This window comes from Pedococcus sp. P2_E2, assembly GCF_056403955.1.
The window spans coordinates 522,806-537,910 of record NZ_JBFUEM010000001.1 but is presented as its reverse complement, the minus strand read 5'-3'; the positions used below and the strand labels follow the sequence as shown (position 1 = coordinate 537,910).

At 69.1% G+C, this 15,105-nt stretch carries 20 protein-coding genes and 1 riboswitch; of the genes, 4 read left to right on the top strand and 16 right to left on the bottom strand.

Translation table 11 applies throughout. The features are described 5' to 3' along the window. Positions 1-2: 2 nt before the first annotated feature. The gene (locus AC1DWR_RS02560; protein WP_477613325.1) at positions 3-356 is read right to left on the bottom strand and encodes a PadR family transcriptional regulator; all 354 of its coding nucleotides are present in this window, start codon (positions 354-356) and stop codon (positions 3-5) included. Between the two features lie 257 nt (positions 357-613). On the opposite strand from AC1DWR_RS02560, the gene AC1DWR_RS02555 reads away from it, so the two are divergent. The 3 genes from AC1DWR_RS02555 (at position 614) to AC1DWR_RS02545 (ending at position 1,730) form a co-directional block, all read left to right on the top strand. Further along, on the top strand, positions 614-1,021 hold the full coding sequence (locus AC1DWR_RS02555; RefSeq protein WP_477623569.1) for a hypothetical protein: 408 nt from the start codon (positions 614-616) through the stop codon (positions 1,019-1,021). Between the two features lie 125 nt (positions 1,022-1,146). Next, positions 1,147-1,485: a hypothetical protein gene (locus tag AC1DWR_RS02550; protein ID WP_477623568.1), complete on the top strand. Its 339-nt coding sequence runs from the start codon at positions 1,147-1,149 to the stop codon at positions 1,483-1,485. Continuing rightward, the gene (locus AC1DWR_RS02545; RefSeq protein ID WP_477623567.1) at positions 1,482-1,730 is read left to right on the top strand and encodes a hypothetical protein; all 249 of its coding nucleotides are present in this window, start codon (positions 1,482-1,484) and stop codon (positions 1,728-1,730) included. Before AC1DWR_RS02550 ends, AC1DWR_RS02545 begins: the two co-directional genes overlap by 4 nt. A gap of 405 nt (positions 1,731-2,135) precedes the next feature. Here the strand turns inward: AC1DWR_RS02545 and AC1DWR_RS02540 are convergent, their stop codons facing one another. The 8 genes from AC1DWR_RS02540 to AC1DWR_RS02505 form a co-directional block, all read right to left on the bottom strand. Continuing rightward, on the bottom strand, positions 2,136-2,288 hold the full coding sequence (locus AC1DWR_RS02540; protein ID WP_477623566.1) for a hypothetical protein: 153 nt from the start codon (positions 2,286-2,288) through the stop codon (positions 2,136-2,138). Between the two features lie 230 nt (positions 2,289-2,518). Further along, complete coding sequence (locus AC1DWR_RS02535) at positions 2,519-3,823, bottom strand: phage major capsid protein (protein WP_477623565.1); 1,305 nt, start codon at positions 3,821-3,823, stop codon at positions 2,519-2,521. A gap of 138 nt (positions 3,824-3,961) precedes the next feature. Then, positions 3,962-4,240, bottom strand: a complete 279-nt coding sequence (locus AC1DWR_RS02530; RefSeq protein ID WP_477623564.1) for a hypothetical protein — start codon at positions 4,238-4,240, stop codon at positions 3,962-3,964. A 253-nt stretch (positions 4,241-4,493) separates the two neighbouring features. After that, entirely contained in the window at positions 4,494-4,634 is a 141-nt protein-coding gene (locus tag AC1DWR_RS02525) for a hypothetical protein (RefSeq protein WP_477623563.1), read from the bottom strand. 17 nt (positions 4,635-4,651) lie between these two features. After that, entirely contained in the window at positions 4,652-5,302 is a 651-nt protein-coding gene (locus tag AC1DWR_RS02520) for a hypothetical protein (RefSeq protein WP_477623562.1), read from the bottom strand. After that, positions 5,303-5,506, bottom strand: coding sequence for a hypothetical protein (locus tag AC1DWR_RS02515; RefSeq protein ID WP_477623561.1), 204 nt, complete (start codon positions 5,504-5,506; stop codon positions 5,303-5,305). Continuing rightward, positions 5,503-6,843, bottom strand: coding sequence for a DUF3631 domain-containing protein (locus tag AC1DWR_RS02510; protein ID WP_477623560.1), 1,341 nt, complete (start codon positions 6,841-6,843; stop codon positions 5,503-5,505). The genes AC1DWR_RS02515 and AC1DWR_RS02510 overlap by 4 nt, the downstream gene beginning before the upstream one ends. Continuing rightward, complete coding sequence (locus tag AC1DWR_RS02505; RefSeq protein WP_477623559.1) at positions 6,840-7,085, bottom strand: hypothetical protein; 246 nt, start codon at positions 7,083-7,085, stop codon at positions 6,840-6,842. Before AC1DWR_RS02505 ends, AC1DWR_RS02510 begins: the two co-directional genes overlap by 4 nt. 468 nt (positions 7,086-7,553) lie before the next feature. Here AC1DWR_RS02505 and AC1DWR_RS02500 point away from each other — a divergent pair, with 468 nt between their 5' ends. Beyond that, positions 7,554-7,805, top strand: coding sequence for a hypothetical protein (locus AC1DWR_RS02500; RefSeq protein ID WP_477623558.1), 252 nt, complete (start codon positions 7,554-7,556; stop codon positions 7,803-7,805). On the opposite strand, the gene AC1DWR_RS02495 is transcribed toward AC1DWR_RS02500, so the two are convergent. The 7 genes from AC1DWR_RS02495 to AC1DWR_RS02465 all read right to left on the bottom strand — a co-directional run bounded on the left by AC1DWR_RS02495 (position 7,802) and on the right by AC1DWR_RS02465 (position 15,104). Continuing rightward, positions 7,802-8,725, bottom strand: coding sequence for a tyrosine-type recombinase/integrase (locus tag AC1DWR_RS02495; RefSeq protein WP_477623557.1), 924 nt, complete (start codon positions 8,723-8,725; stop codon positions 7,802-7,804). The genes AC1DWR_RS02500 and AC1DWR_RS02495 overlap by 4 nt on opposite strands. A gap of 116 nt (positions 8,726-8,841) precedes the next feature. After that, a complete protein-coding gene (locus AC1DWR_RS02490) occupies positions 8,842-10,506 on the bottom strand; it encodes an RNA polymerase sigma factor (RefSeq protein WP_477623556.1) in 1,665 nt (554 codons plus the stop codon). A 248-nt stretch (positions 10,507-10,754) separates the two neighbouring features. Next, positions 10,755-11,156 carry a universal stress protein gene (locus AC1DWR_RS02485; RefSeq protein ID WP_477613327.1) on the bottom strand — a complete coding sequence of 134 codons (402 nt, stop codon included), beginning with the start codon at positions 11,154-11,156 and terminating at the stop codon, positions 10,755-10,757. Positions 11,157-11,265: 109 nt separating this feature from the next. Beyond that, a complete protein-coding gene (metX, locus tag AC1DWR_RS02480; protein WP_477623555.1) occupies positions 11,266-12,402 on the bottom strand; it encodes a homoserine O-acetyltransferase MetX in 1,137 nt (378 codons plus the stop codon). Between the two features lie 17 nt (positions 12,403-12,419). After that, positions 12,420-12,530, bottom strand: a riboswitch (SAM riboswitch). A gap of 93 nt (positions 12,531-12,623) precedes the next feature. Then, a complete protein-coding gene (locus AC1DWR_RS02475) occupies positions 12,624-13,706 on the bottom strand; it encodes a DUF4192 domain-containing protein (protein WP_477623554.1) in 1,083 nt (360 codons plus the stop codon). Positions 13,707-13,883: 177 nt separating this feature from the next. Beyond that, positions 13,884-14,255: a YkvA family protein gene (locus AC1DWR_RS02470; RefSeq protein WP_477613330.1), complete on the bottom strand. Its 372-nt coding sequence runs from the start codon at positions 14,253-14,255 to the stop codon at positions 13,884-13,886. Between the two features lie 132 nt (positions 14,256-14,387). Then, positions 14,388-15,104, bottom strand: a complete 717-nt coding sequence (locus AC1DWR_RS02465; RefSeq protein ID WP_477613331.1) for an EcsC family protein — start codon at positions 15,102-15,104, stop codon at positions 14,388-14,390. Between the last annotated feature and the right edge of the window lies 1 nt (position 15,105).

Here is a 15,105-nt window from a genome sequence, read left to right as displayed (position 1 = left end):
GCCTACTTATCTCCTTCGTCCGGGCTCTGGGCGTTCTCACTGCGGAGCTGGTTGAGACGTTCGGTGAGGAAGCTCCAGGTCCTCCAGAACTCTTCGAGGTGCTCGCGCCCCTGCGCGTTGAGCGAGTACACCTTGCGCGGCGGGCCCTTCTCGGATGGGACCTTCTCCACGTCGACCAGGCCGCGCTGCTCGATCCTGACCAGCAGCGCGTAGACGGTGCCCTCGGCGATGTCGGAGAAGCCCTGGTCGCGCAGCCAGGCGGTGATCTCGTAGCCGTACGCCCGCCGAGCGAGCAGGATGGCCAGGACGATCCCCTCCAGCGTCCCCTTGAGCATCTCGGTCTCCTGCTTGCCCATGGAACCTCCCGTCGCTACTCAGTGTTAATGACTACCGGTAGATAGTAACACTGAGTAGCGGGGCCAGCGCAAGCCCCGACGACAGGCGGGAACGACGAACGCCCCCCGAGTCTCGGGGGGCGTTCGTGTGGAGAGGTATGCCGGTCAGTCCAGGTAGTCGCGCACTAGAGACGCTTGAACGCTGTGCGACTGAGCGTTGCAAACGTGCAGGTCACAAGCGCTGTGGGGCGAAATATCTTGGACTGAGAGTAGACCCGATGAGCATCCCCAGAACATTCACAGTAGGCGCCCTCTCGCTGGTCGCGGCCGGCGTCATCGGAGGCGGCTTTGCTGTCGCACTGAGCCAGGGCACGCCACAGCACCAGCCGGTGCAACTGCGGCAGGTCGTCGCCACGGAGACCGTCACGCCCAGCGCGACCACGACGACGGCCACGCCGAGCACCACGACGACGGCCAAGCCACCAGCACCGAAACCGGCCACCACGACGGCGCGACGGGCGCCAGCGGTCCAGAACGTCGCACCCGACCCGGCACCCGCGGAGACGACGCCGGAGCCGGTCACCACGACACCAGCGCGGACCATCCCGCGGCCACCTCCGGGCGACCCGGGCAACGCCCCGCGGTACTGCGGTGGGACCACCGTCTGCCCCTCGCCTGCAGGCTGAGACAAAGGGTAAAGATCACCCCAAAACGCCCACGGCCCTCAGTGCCGCGGGTTAGAACGGCCCCAGCCGGTGAAGCAACACCAACCGGGGCCTAGACCGATCACCAACCGAAGTGGAGAACGATCATGAGCACAGCATCACAGAGGATCGCCGCGCACCGCGTGAGCGAAACCGCCTACGACATCTGGGGAGCAACGCGCTGGAATGTGGGCAAAGCCATCGACAAGGCCGTCACCATCCCGCTCTACCGACTGACGGGATGGATCTCCGAGGGAAGCGCTACGACGATCGAGGAGGACTGCGACGCCGCCTACCAGATGGGGTTCGCCATGGGCGAGCAGCCGTTTGTCCGCCCCACGCGGGCGCAGGTGGTCGAGGCGCTCCAGCACCAGGGGCTCGAGGCGACCGACGAGCAGATGGCAGCGCTGGGGTTCGCCAACTACCCCACCGCGGTGCAGCGATGACCGACGCAATGCACGCCGTGCGCGTCGGCGACGTCATCAGTATCGGCAAGGGCCGGACCCTGTGGACCGTCGTGGGCCATCAGGAGTGCGACTACCCCGAGGTCGTGGTGCACCTGTTCGACCTCAGATCCCAGTCGGGCCGGAAGACGCGCCTCGACCTACGGTCCGACAACCAGCGGGTCACCCTGGTCTGGACGCTCGAGGAGATCGTGCTCGGCGCGGACGTGCTCGAGGCCGCCTCCTGACAGTCTCTCGACATCAAGACAGCCCCCCGTCGCCCTCGGAACGGGGGGCTGTCTCTACGGTCGACGTCGCCAGACTTCCCCTGTGGCGTTGGACGTCGCCCGGATGACCTTCGTCCCCAAGCGGCACTGCTGGACCCGGACGTTCGCCATCGAGAGTGGCGGTGCGGGTCCGGGCAGGCGCCAAGACGGAATGCTACCTGCGGCAGGCGCGGATGGACACGAAACGCGTCAGAATGGCACCGCCCCGCCTTACAGGGGGGTAGGCGTGGGTGCCGCGCCCGCCCCGTCACCTTGCACTAGGACCGCTGTCGGACGCCTGCACGGCCTTGCCGTGGGTAGCATCGGCCATATCGCGGCCCGCCCCGCCCCCTCACCGGTGCGCCGCGACAGCCGCCCCGCCTACGCCTAGATCAGCTCCGGGTGAAATGGGGTGTCTGGGCCACCCACGTCGAAGAGGTCGTCGGCGTCAGGGTGTTTGGCTGACCACTGCTCCCGCGCCTCCCAGTAGGCGCGGGTCATCCGGGGTAGGGCCATGGAGATCTTGACCGCCCTCCCCATGCGGACCCGCGAGTCGATCTCCGAGAGGGAGCCGCTTTTTTTCGCGTGGGATGGGGCGACGGACGGGCGCAGCGAGCGCGAGAGCGGAAAGGTCCCTCGTGTTGGGCCTCGCTTCGTTCCGACTGCCCACGCAGCAAGCAGGGCGGCGACGTTGACGCCCGTCCGTCGAGCGGAGAGGGGTGCGGCTCGGTGGGGAACCTCCAGGACCCTGCCGAGCCGCACCCGGTCTACTAGGGCCGGACGCCGGTCGCGACGTCGAAGGCCTTGGCCCGTGCGATGCCGATGTCACCGCGGAACCAGCACAGGAGACCGATCTGGCCGGAGTCGGCGTAGCGCTCGTTGAGCTGGATCGTCAGCGGCCCGGTGCGCACCCCAAGGATGAGCTTGGTCCAGTCGGCGGTGAACAGGTCGGCCGTGTCGTTGCTGGTGCCCACCGTGAGGTTGATCGGCACCTGGTTGGTAGCCAGCCGTGGGATTCCGTTGAGGTAGGTCGGCGGCACGACGTACTGCAGGGTCGTGTCCTTGATCGCCGCCAGGGACCGCAGGGTGCGGTCGTTGGTGATCTGGGCGGTCGGCTCCTCGTTCTGGTCACGCAGGCGGCCCACCGCGGCGACCAGGTTGTCCCACGTCGGGGTGGCGCCGTTGGTGGCCAGCGGGGTCTTGGTGACGGCCGAGGTGTTCTTGACGCCGGTGGGCTCGTTGGTGCCGGCACCGTAGAGCGCCGCGTAGTCCCACTTGACTGCGATCGCGGCGGCCACCGAGTTGCGGACGACGTCCTCGACGTCAGTGTCCTCGACGAGCTCGCGGCTGATGCGCACGATGCAGGCCAGGGTCTTGGCCGAGAGGGTCACACCGTCCATGGCGGCGTCGACCTCGGCCACGGCCGCGTTCTCAGCGCGCCATGCCGGGGTGGGGTCGCCGGTCAGGCGCGGGACCACGACGGTCCGCGCGTCCATCGGGACGATCTGGGCGCCGGCCTCGAGCACGCGGGTCTTGGCCCGCGCCAGGTCGATGATCTGGGCGCTGGTGGTCGTCGGCAGGAGGATCCCACCGGCGCCGGCACCGCTCATGGCGTTCTTGATGGCCGCCGACTCGCGGTCGGCGCCGCGCCAGTCGCCGGTGACCATGGCCTTGATGACCTTGCCCACCGAGAGGTTGTCGTCCTCGCCCTCGGGGATGGCGCCCTGGGCGCGGGTGGCGCCGAGGAAGGTCTGGCTGCTGGTGAGCGGACGGTTGGCGACGTAGGAGTCACCGCGGCCCCCATTGCTGGGGGCGACGACCCCGGCACGGTCCACGTATCCGGCTGCGATCTCACCGAGCTGGTCGAGCTGGGCATCGAGCAAGTTGTACTCGCGCAGTTCACTGGCGTGAAGGTCGCGCTTCTCACGCTCAGCGCTCTTCACGAGGGTCTGCATCCGGGCCCAGGCGCCGTTCTTCGCGGCCTTGGCGGCGAGTGCCCGCTCGTTGCGGTCGCCTGTCCACTGGTCGTCGTCGAGGACGTTCTTGATGGTGTCGATGATGTCGTTCTTGTCCATGGTCATGCTCCTTGAAGGCATGCGGAGGGAAAGGGGTATCTGCTTCCCTGCCGCGGTGCGGAGCACTCACACGGAGGTGTCAGGCGTCCGGGGTGCGGAGCACTCACCCGGCTAACTGCACGCTGTGACGAGGCCATTCTAGCGCACCCCACCGTCAAGGGTGTCAAGGGTGCGGGCGAGTCCGGTAGCAATGTCCGGGACGATGGCCCCGATCGCGTCGTCGTCGTCGAGGAAGCTCTGCTCGAGGTGCGCCAGGGCTGAGCGTCGCTCCCGCACGGCTCGGATCGCGGCGTTGCTGAACTCCGTCCAGAACGTCGAGAGCGGGCCACCGATCGCGGCCACGTCAGCGCCGATGATGGCCAACCGCCTCACGTCGTCGTCACACAACTTGGCGATGTCGGTCGGGTCAATCCTCATGATGGGCTCCTCTGAGGTAGGGCGGGTGCGAAGTTGGGACGAATGAGCGGGTGGACCCGCGAGTCGAACTCGTCTCTCTCCGTGGAAAAAAAATGCAATAGAGAGATGGGGTGGACTCGCGGGTCGCACGGCGTGCCCCCCCCGACTTCTTGGGGGCATAGGGGGTCATCCGCGTGCGCCGACGTGTCTGCCGTGTCGTCGCTTGCGTGCGCGGTAGCGGTGTCGTGGCCACTGCTCGCCCGTGCGTTGGTGGTTAGCCGGCGGGGGCGGGATCGGGGGCATCGGGCACCTCCTCGGGGGTGGGCTCCTCGGGGAAGAGCCAGGGCGACCCCTGCACGATGGGCGCGTCGCCCTCGAGTCCTGCGGGCGGTCGGGGGATCGGGTTGTCGGGCATGGTGCTCTCCTCGTTGGTCATCGGAACCACAGAACGCTGCCGCTGAGCGACACGCGGTTGAGGGCGTCGGTGCCCCAGTTGGCGAACGCGCTGTGCGCGCTCACGGAGTAGGCGATGGATGCTCCGAGCGAGGTCAGCACGACGGACAGCGGGGACACGCTGGTGCCCGAGCCGCCGTTGTAGGTGCAGGCCAGTGGCACCTCACTGGACGAGACACCGCCCAGGGTGACCCTCGAATAGAGGTAGTCGGTTGGGTTCACGGTGTCGTTGTCGAGCGCGAACGTCCGGGCGATCACACTGATCGCAGCCGAGCTGAACCCGGCCGGCACGCTGATCGAGCCGCTGAGCTTGGTGGCGCTGCTCGTGGTGATGCCAAAGCCAGTGGTCTCATTGCTGACGACGCCAGGAGCGACGGGGTTGGTCAACGAGTCGTTGCCGATGATGCCGCCTCTGATCAGGACGTCGTTGATCTCGAGGAAGCCGTCACCGCCTCGGAGGCTGAAGCCGGACGCGCCAGCGACGTAGTTGTCGCTGTCGAGGCCCTGCTGTCCGTTGGCGTGGACACCCGTGCCGAAGAACGGGGAGCGATTGTAGAGGGCGCGGACCTTCTCCTCGATCGCGTATATGCGGCTGGACAGTGACTTCCAAGGTTCCGGTTGTGCTGCCATTCAGACGGCCCTCCTGTCCAGATAGTCGATGAGGCGCAGCGCTCGACGCAGACGCCGTTCCAGTAGTCGCGCGTCGCCTCGCACGTCCACGCCTGCATCGGCGCGGGATTCGGCTTCGGCGATGTCGCCCGCGAGGCGGGTCGCCATGCTGCGCACAAGTCGCTCTGAGAGTGTCATTGGGTCTGGCCTTTCGGTGGTGGTCATGACGCGGCCCTCTCGGCCGCGTAGCAGTCGAGGCAGGGCAGTCCGGCCTCGTGTCGGATCTCGCTATTGGGATGGCCGCAGAGGACGCAGGGGTTGGTGGCCGTGACCGGTGTTTCCGATGTTTCCGACGCAGGAGGCAAGAGGCGCGGGCGCTGTTCCTCTACTGCTGTGGGGATGTCTAAGTTTTCCGTCGAGGGGTGTTCGGAAACATCGGGTGCCAGGTAGCGGCTCCAGGCGTCGGCCATGTCGGCCGCGTCGTAGCCCTTGCCGGTCCAGTCCCCCACGCGGATCTGCTTGCGGCTGATCTCGTACTTGCCGAGCCGGTAGGAGAGTCCTCGTGCGTCGAGGGCCTTGCCGCGCAGGTCCGACCAGGGCGACTCCTCGAGGTCGTGGAGTGCGGTGAGGATGGCATCGGTGCTGAGCTTGTCGGCCCCTGCCGCCGTGAAGACTGCCCGGAGGTCAGCGAGCAGCTGCACCCCGAGACCCCCCGCGTTAGCCCGTGCGTCGGAAACATGGGAAACAGCGGAAACACGGGCGCGCTCCGGCCAGTGACCACCCGCTGCGTCGGCGACTGCGAGCAGCGGCTCCCACACATCGGCTGCCCGGTCCTCGATGCCCTCGGGCAGGTCCGGCCAGGCGCCCTCAAGCCGTGCCCACACCGCGGATGCCCACGCGGCGATGCGGTCGCGGAGCTCGTGGCCCTCGGTCTGGTGGAGTCGACGCCGGTAGGACTGGACACGCTCTGTGGGTGCCCTGCGGCGCATCCTGACGACGATCGAGCGGGTCATGATCGTGTCGGGCAGGTCATCGAGGCCAGCGAGCGCACAGGCGGCGAACGCGGGCAGCTCCTCGACTTCCACGGTCTTGCCCTTGATCACGCAGCGCCCAGCGGTCGCACCACGGCGGTAACCCGCGTTGAGCATCCCGCGGATGTCCTCGTTGTCCTTGGCCCGCGGCCCGAACACGGTGTCGATCTCGTCATAGAGCAGCGTGGGCGGACCGGCCTCGTCGGCCACCTTGCGGAACAGGTAGGCCGGCGTCACGTTGACGGTCAACAGGGGGCGCAGGACCAGCAGCTCAAGGATCTCCAGGGCGCGTGTCTTGCCACTCCCCGGCTCGGGGGACAGTAGGGCGAGCCGGGGAGTGGTCTCAAACGCGGTGAGCGCGTGGGTGTGGGCGATCCACAGCGCCACCGCGTGCCTGTCGGCCTCCGAGGGGAAGGCGACGAACCGGGAGAGCATGGCGTCGACTTCATCGAGCAAGTCGGCGCCGTCGATGGTCTCGCCGTAGGGGTCGACGTCGGGAACGTCTGGGTAGTCGGTGCCGTACATACTCATGGCCCGTCACCGCCCTCGGCCTGCTCGCGGATCGCCTGCCCCCATGCGGTGCCGTGGCGGGCCGTGGCCGTTCGTACGGCGGCCTCCGTGGACTTGCGGGCCATGTCGTGAAGCCATGAACGCGCGATGTCCTCGCAGGCGGCCTGCCTGCCCTGGGCGTACCCGGCATCCCAACCAGCCAGCCAAGCGGTGTGTGTCTCGTCGAGGTCGACGCAGCCGCCTCGGCGCGCCAACCTCGCCATGTCTGCAGGGTCGGGCACAATAGGGCTAGTCGAGTTGACGGGGCCGCTTTCCTGCCGGGGGCGGCCTCTCTCGCGTCCGGGGCTCACGCGGCCTCACCGCTTGGCTGGCTGGTCGCGCCCTTGGCCCTACGGCGCGACTGGGCGCTCTTGAGGGCCAAGCGGGCGAAGTGTGCCTTGCGCAGATGGGCCGCCCGAACGGGGTCACCATCGGCCTGCTGTAGGAACTTGGCGTCGAGAGCCGCTCTGGCCGGCGCGGTGCGCGCGGCTCTGTCAGGAGTTGCGGCCCAACTCTCGTGGGCGGCGATCTGCGCGTGGAGCGAACGCTCCGACGACGAGGGCGATGACGGCACGGCAGCCTCCATGGCTTTCCGTGCCCATCCGGCGACCTCTGCGCTACTCGGAGCGCGAACCAAGACGACGGGCGTGTATGTCCCACCATAGCGGGCACACCGCTCCTAGACTGTCACCATGCCGCGTGTCTCCCAGCAAAATCCCGAGCGTGAGGTGGCCCGACTCCGGGCACTTGTCGCTGCGGGTGGGTCCACGATGCTCACGGGAAACCCTCGGCAGTTGCGCCGGATCGAGGCAGCGCTACGCGAGGATGCGTCCGTCGACGTCTTCCTGGGCAAGAATGACGATGACGAGCCCGTCCTCCACGTCGGGGGCTATGGGCCTGCCGGTGCGCTCTTCGTCGACCGCATCGCCGAGCTGCGCGGCTAGATCTCTCCGAGGTTCAGCCCGCGGGCCTCCTCTGCGGCGCGCGCGGACGCCTGTGCCTTCGTGTAGCGCATGAGCATGTCGGGGCGGGTCCATCCGGCGACCGCCATCAACCCGCCCTCGGACCCTCCGGCTGCGAGCCAGCGGTGGGCGGCGGTGTGGCGCATCTTGTGGGGGTGGAACCCGACAATGCCGGCCGCGGCGGCACGCTCCCCCAGCGCCTTGTGCAGCGCGTCGTAGCTGAATCCCTTGCCGCGGTCCCCGAGCCACAGCGCCGGGCTGTCCGCGAGCCGATGGTGCGTGCGCAGCCGCAGGTAGCGGTCGAGCGCTAGCGCGGTGTGCGGCCCGAACGGGACCACCCGGCCCTTGCCGCCCTTGCCCTTGCGGATGATGGCCGTCCCAGCCGTGGCGTCGATGTCGTCGCGCTCGATGGCGACCACCTCACCAGCCCTGGCGCCCGTCTCGAGCATGAGCCGCAGGATCGCCTCATCGCGCCGGAAGCGCAGCGCCTCGGCCGGCGTCGCGCCGTTGGGTGGCACGCACGCCTTGAGCAGCGCCCTGAGCTCGTCATCGGTGAGCGGCTCGATGACCTTGGTGTCGAGCTTGGGCGCCTTGATCCCGACGAACGGGTCGGCCGGGATCTCGCCTTCCTCGGTCAGCCACGAGGTGAACCGGCGCACGGCCAGCTGACGGGCGCGTGCTGTCGACGGCTGGTTGCCTCCGTCGAGCAGTCCTGCGATCCACCCGCGGATGCTGGCCCGCTCGAGCGGCGGTGCGTCGTTGTCCTGGCACCATGTGAGGTAGAACCGCACGCCCTCGGAGTACGTCTTGACGGTCTGCTCGCTCTTGCGGTCGGCCCGCAGCGACAGCAGCCACGAGGGCAGCAGCATTCGCAGGTCCGGCTGAGCAGGTTTCTTCGCCACGACACACAGCATAGCCCGATATCTGGACTAAGAGCGCTGTGCTCGTGTAGCGTGTCGCCTGTCAGAGCCTCTACAGGGTGATGACCTGCGGAAACGCCGACTTGACCGTCTGAGCCTCAGTCGAGATAGTCGCGCAGCACCTGGGACCGGCTCGGGTGGCGCAGCTTGCTCATCGTCTTGGACTCGATCTGACGGATCCGCTCACGGGTCACGCCGTAGACCTTGCCGATCTCGTCGAGCGTCTTCGGCTGGCCGTCGGTGAGCCCGAAGCGCATCGAGACCACACCGGCCTCCCGCTCGGACAGGGTGTCGAGCACCGAGTGGAGCTGCTCCTGCAGCAGCGTGAAGCTGACCGCGTCGGCCGGGACGACGGCCTCGGAGTCCTCGATGAGGTCACCGAACTCGCTGTCACCGTCCTCACCGAGAGGGGTGTGCAGGGAGATGGGCTCGCGACCGTACTTCTGGACCTCGACGACCTTCTCCGGGGTCATGTCGAGCTCCTTGGCGAGCTCCTCCGGGGTGGGCTCGCGCCCGAGGTCCTGGAGCATCTGGCGCTGCACGCGGGCCAGCTTGTTGATGACCTCGACCATGTGGACCGGGATGCGGATGGTGCGGGCCTGGTCAGCCATGGCGCGGGTGATCGCCTGGCGGATCCACCACGTCGCGTAGGTCGAGAACTTGTAGCCCTTGGTGTAGTCGAACTTCTCCACCGCACGGATCAGGCCGAGGTTGCCTTCCTGGATCAGGTCCAGGAAGAGCATGCCGCGACCGGTGTAGCGCTTGGCGAGCGACACCACGAGGCGCAGGTTGGCCTCGAGCAGGTGGTTCTTGGCCTTCTTGCCGTCCTGGGCGATCCACCACAGCTCACGCTTGAGCTTCATCTCGATCTTGTCGCCCGAGTTGAGCCGCTCCTCGGCGAACAGCCCGGCCTCGATGCGCTTGGCGAGCTCGACCTCCTGCTCGGCGTTGAGCAGGGCGACCTTGCCGATCTGCTTGAGGTAGTCCTTCACCGGGTCGGCGGTGGCACCGGCGGTGACGACCTGCTGGACAGGAGCGTCGTCCTCGTCGTCATCGCGCAGGACGAAGCCGGAACCCTCGTCCTCGTCGTCCTTCTTCTCGTCCTCGGTGTCGTCCTCGACGACGACGTCCTCGAGCTCGGACTCGACCACGTCGGTGGGCTCTGCCGGCACCGCCTCGTCGTCGCCGTTGCCGGCCGCGTCAGCCGCCGTGGCAGTGGCGTCCGTGGCCTCGGTCTTGGCTGCCGACTTCGTGGTCGCGGCCTTCTTCGTGGCCGGAGCTGCCTCGCCCGCGGCTGCGGCGGCGGCCTTCTTCGTCGTGGTCGCCTTCGCCGGCGCCGTCTTGCTGGTCGCAGTCTTGGCGGTCGCAGTCTTGACGGGGGTGGCCTTCGCCGACTCGGCCTTCGGCGACGCAGCCTTGGCCGTCGACTTGGCGGCAGGTGCGGCAGTCTTGACTGCCGTCTTGGCGGCCGCCTTCTTGGCCGGCGCGGTCGTCGTCTTCTTGCGGGTGCTCGTCGCAGCCACCGCGCGTGAGGCGGTGGCCGAGTCGAGGGTCACGTGGATGCCCTGCTCGTCCAGGGAACGCAGCACAGCCTTCATCCGCTTGGGTGCGATCTCGGCCCCCTCCAGGGCATCACGCAACTGACCACTGTCGACCGAGCCGTTGGTGCGGCCCTGCTTGAGCAGCTTCTGCAGTGCGGGGTGGGAGAACTCGGGGGGAAGAGACGGTGCGGGGCTCGCAGCCTTCTTGGACACAGGCGACACGGACTACCTTTCGTCGCGGACTCGCGGCACGGCGCACGTCATCACAGCCATGCTTGAGGATGTCTGTGACAACAACAGCGGGAGTGGAAGTATTGCCGAGATCGGCTGGGCTGGACCCTGACGAGATCTCGTTGACGACATTGTAAAACGAGTTGCCCGCAGATCACGCATCGGCACACTGCCGACACCGCGCGATGTCTCGCTGGACAGCCATGGAGAGCCGTGCCGGACCGGTGCAGACAGTCGCCTCAGGCGTCGGCCTTGACGGCCAGGACGGGGCACGACGCGTCGAGCAGGATGCGCTGGGCGTTCGAGCCCAGGATGAGCTTGCCGACGGGGGTGCGACGACGCAGGCCGATGACGATGAACTCCGCGTGCTCCTCCTCGGCCACCGCGATCAGGTCCTCGGCCGGCTCGTTGCCCCGGACGAGCTGACGCACCTCGTGCTCCAGCCCCTCCTCGTCGAGCTCGCCCTGGATGCGGGAGAGGTCGGCATCGAAACGGTTCGCCTCCTCACTGTCGAAGTCTCGGCCACCGCGCTGGGAGTTGATGACGATCAGCTTGGACTTGCGTAGCAGCGCCTCGTCCGCGGCCCGGCGCAGAGCCGCCCGCCCTTCCTTCGTCGGCACATATCCCACAACGATGGCCACAGGGACCTCCTACGTTCAGTTGACCGAGTAGCGGTGCGACCGGGTGGTGGACCCGGGGCACACCAGGCGACGGCAGCCGCTGGGCCCGACCGTACCGGAAATCCCCCCGTCAGGCAGGGCCTGCGAGAACCCGGGCCACGATCTGCCCGACCTGCTCGATCTCGATGAGGAACCCGTCGTGGCCGTAGTCGGAGTGCACGGTGTGCAGCTGGGCCGCCGGGACGGCGTCGGCGATCTCTCGGGACAGCCGCGGCGGGTAGAGCCGGTCCGAGTCGACGGCGACCACCGCCACCTGAGCGGAGATCCTGGCGAGCGCCGCGGCGACCCCCCCACGGCCTCGTCCGACGTCGTGGGAGTTCATCGCCTCGGTGAGGACGACGTAGGAGTTGGCATCGAATCGTCCGGCCAGCTTGCCGGCGTGGTGGTCGAGGTAGGACTCGACGGCATAGCGGCCGTGACCGCCCAACGGGTCCTCCGCCTCCTGCGGCTCGCGACCGAAGCGCTCGTGCAGCTCGAGCTCGCTGCGATAGGTGACGTGCGCGATCCGCCGCGCGATCCCGAGCCCGGTCTCGGGACCGGGGCCGCGCTCGTAGTAGTCGCCGCCGTGGAAGTCGCCGTCCGCGCGGATCGCCAACAGCTGCGCCTGACACCAGCCGATCTGCTCCGCCGTGGCGTATGCCGTGCTGGCCAGCACGATGGCCGTCGCGACCCGTTCGGGGTGGGTCACCGCCCACTCGAGGACCCGCATCCCGCCCATCGAGCCACCCAGGATGGCGTGCCAGCGGTCGATGCCGAGGACGTCGGCGAGCAGGGCCTCGGTCTGCACCTGGTCACGCACGGTGACGAAGGGGAAGCGGCTCCCCCACGGGGCACCGTCGATGGCCGGCGAGGACGGGCCGGTGCTCCCCTGGCAGCCGCCCAGGACGTTGGCGGCAACGACGAAGTAGCGGTCGGTGTCGAGCGGCCGACCGGGGCCGATCAGCCCGTCCCACCAGCCCGGCGTCGGGTGACCAGGGCCGGTCGGGCCCTCGACGTGGCTGTCACCGGTGAGGGCGTGCTCGACGAGAATGGCGTTGTCACCGGCGGCGCTGAGCTCACCCCAGGTCTCGTAGGCCACCCGCACCCCGGGAAGGACGCCACCGCGCTCGAGCTCGATCGCGCCGAGGTCGACGAACTGGCGTCGACCGACCGGGTCACCGTCGCGCCAGGCACCTGACGTCGCTCGTGGTGGGGAGGTCGTGGTCATCGAAACTGCTCCTGTGGCGCTCGCGCTTGCCGCCCAGGTCAGGGTCGGCCGGGTCTTCACCCGGGGCACCCCACCGCGAGGAGGGTTGCCGCCCAGCAAGCCGGGGCTTGGTGCTGGGACTCATGACCTGGCGACCATCATACGAGGAGGCCGTCGGCGTGTCCGCGGCGTCCGCACGATGGACGCGTCGCCGCCGACCGTGACGCGCGCGAGGACTTGGGTCAGCCCGACCGCAGCTCGGCTGCGCGCTGCGCGCCGTGGCTGCCGGGACGCACGCCGAGGTCGAGCATGCGCTCGAGCAGCTGCGCCAGCCGGTAGTCGGGGCGCGCCCGGAGCGCCCGGTCCACGCAGGTCCGGGCCAACGCGCCGTCGCCCTGCCACCAGGCACAGTTGGCGAGCACGGTGAGCGCCGGAGCCGCGTGGTCGTCGGGGACCGACCTGACCAGGGACTGCAACCTCGCCAGAAGACGGCGACCGGCCCCGGCCGACGGCCCTGCCCCCGGGCTGCGGTGCCAGGTGGGAGCCGGCAGCGTGCAGCGCAAGGCGTCGACGAGGTCCGGCGACAGGGAGTCCAGGGGCAGGGCACCAGGGCACAGCCAGGCCACGAGTCCGTCGCGCAGCGCGAGGTCCTCCAGGCTGCGCACGAGCAGGCAGACCTCGGCGGGCCCGAGCTCTGCGACCTCGGGCGCGTCACCGGTCACGTCGCAGACCACCGACCAGCGCGACAGCGCCTCGAGCCGACGGGCAGCATCGAGGCGTTCCGACTCGGGCTCCGAGCCGCTACCCAGCTCTGCTGCCACCGCCTCGGCGAGGACCGGGTCCGCGGCGACGAGGTCGGCGATCGCGGACCTACCCGGGAGGGGCGCGATCTCGAGCCCGACGTACTCGGCCACGGCGGGGGTGTCGGCCGCCTCCGGGACCGGCGCGCCCTCGGCCGGACAGCATCCGTCGGCGCAGTCGATGGCGAACCAGCGCCCGTCGCGGACGACAAGTCGGTCCAGGACCTCGAGGTCGGCCTCGGTCGCCAGGCGACGCACGGCGTCAAGACCGGGCCTGCTCGAGCCCGCCGCCGTCTCGTAGCCGACGAGCATGACCGCCTCGGGCCGGTCCTGCAGCAGCGGAGCCACGAGGACGCGGCCGACCTGCTCCGCGTCCTGGGGTGGTGGCAGGTCGATCCGCTCGATCAACCCGACGCTGCGACCGTGGAGGGCGACCAGCACGATCGAGTCCTGGGGGTGGTAGCCGAGCTGGTAGGGCAGCACGGCGACGACATCGGCCGGGCCGCGCAGTCTGATCTGGCTCATGGGCCAACGCTGGCGTCCCGGGGGCCATCGCGTCAGGGGCCGGAGCCAGCCCTGTGGACAGGCGCACCAACGCCGACGGGGTGGGGCTGCTCCGCGCCGCCACGGCGCGACAACGGCGTCCTCACACCCCGCCATGCCCTCGACAAAACCCGACCGAGCGAGTGAGACGTGCTGGAGTCAGCGGACGACGTCGCCCTCCACGGTCTCGTGCGCCCTCGCCGGCGTGGTGCGCTCCCAGGCCAGGAACGACTCGGTCTCGTTGACGACGGTCGCAGCGATCCACGACACCACCACCGCGTCGTCGGCGAGGCCGAAGACGGACAGAGCCAGCTCGGGGATCAGGTCGATGGGCGACACGACGTAGGCCACCGCGCCGAGAACCATCAGGAGCCGACCGCGGGTGGTCCCGGCATACTCGCCGCGAAAGGTGGCCCGAAACAGCCGGGGCAGGCTCATCAGGCGTTCACCCAGCGCGGGCGATCCCGGACGGGTCGCGGTGCGGACTGCGGTGGCGATGGTGCGCAGGGCACCGAAGCGGGTCATGGCCATGGTCAGACTCCCGTTGTTCGAGGGCGCAGGCTCCGGGTACCACGATGGCCCGGACACGGTTCAAACGACCTGGGTGCCCCGGTGATTCCCGGCGCCTCCCCCAGCCTGCGTCCAACCGGCGCAGCACGCCACTCAGAAGCCAGTGGCCCTGGGCGGGAACTCGTGACGCGCGTGGTCGGCGATCTTCTTGAGCAGGTAGCTGTCGAGGCCCGCGCCGACGACACCGCCGATGACGGGCACGCCCTTGCCGAACCGGCTCAGCGTCTTCTTCCCAGCGGTCGACAGCAGCCGGAAGCCGACCGCCTTGTTGACCACCATCAACGCAGGCCCGGGCAGCCGCTGGGCCGCGAGGTTGGCGAGTCGGCCGGTCGAGGCCACGCCTGCCTTCTTGAGCAGGTCGTCCGCGTCGGCTCCCACGAGGGTGAGCAGTACCGCCGACCGGATCTCGGGTCGCTTGATGTCGTAGCCGCGCAGGGACGCGATCGCGGCCACCATCCGGGTCGCCACGACGTAGAACTCGACGACGTTGGCGGGAAGCGCCACGGGCAGCGTGACGAACCCACCGAGTCCGGTGACGAAACCACCGGCGGCCGCGAGCCTGAGGTGACCTCGGACCACGGCGTCGACGGCCTCCTCGGCTCCGGGCTTCTCGGCCCGCCGGACGTCGGCGACCTTCTGCGCCGAGTCGAACGGACCCTTGCCGTCGATGCCGACGTCGAGCAGGCTCTCGATCAGGCCGGTCACGGCTCCGGAGAACATCCCCGAGTCCTCGCGGGGGGCCCTCGCCTGTTCGAGCGCCGAGGTCGGCTTCGCCTGCGCCTCGTCCTTGCCCATTCCGAGAAAGCCCACG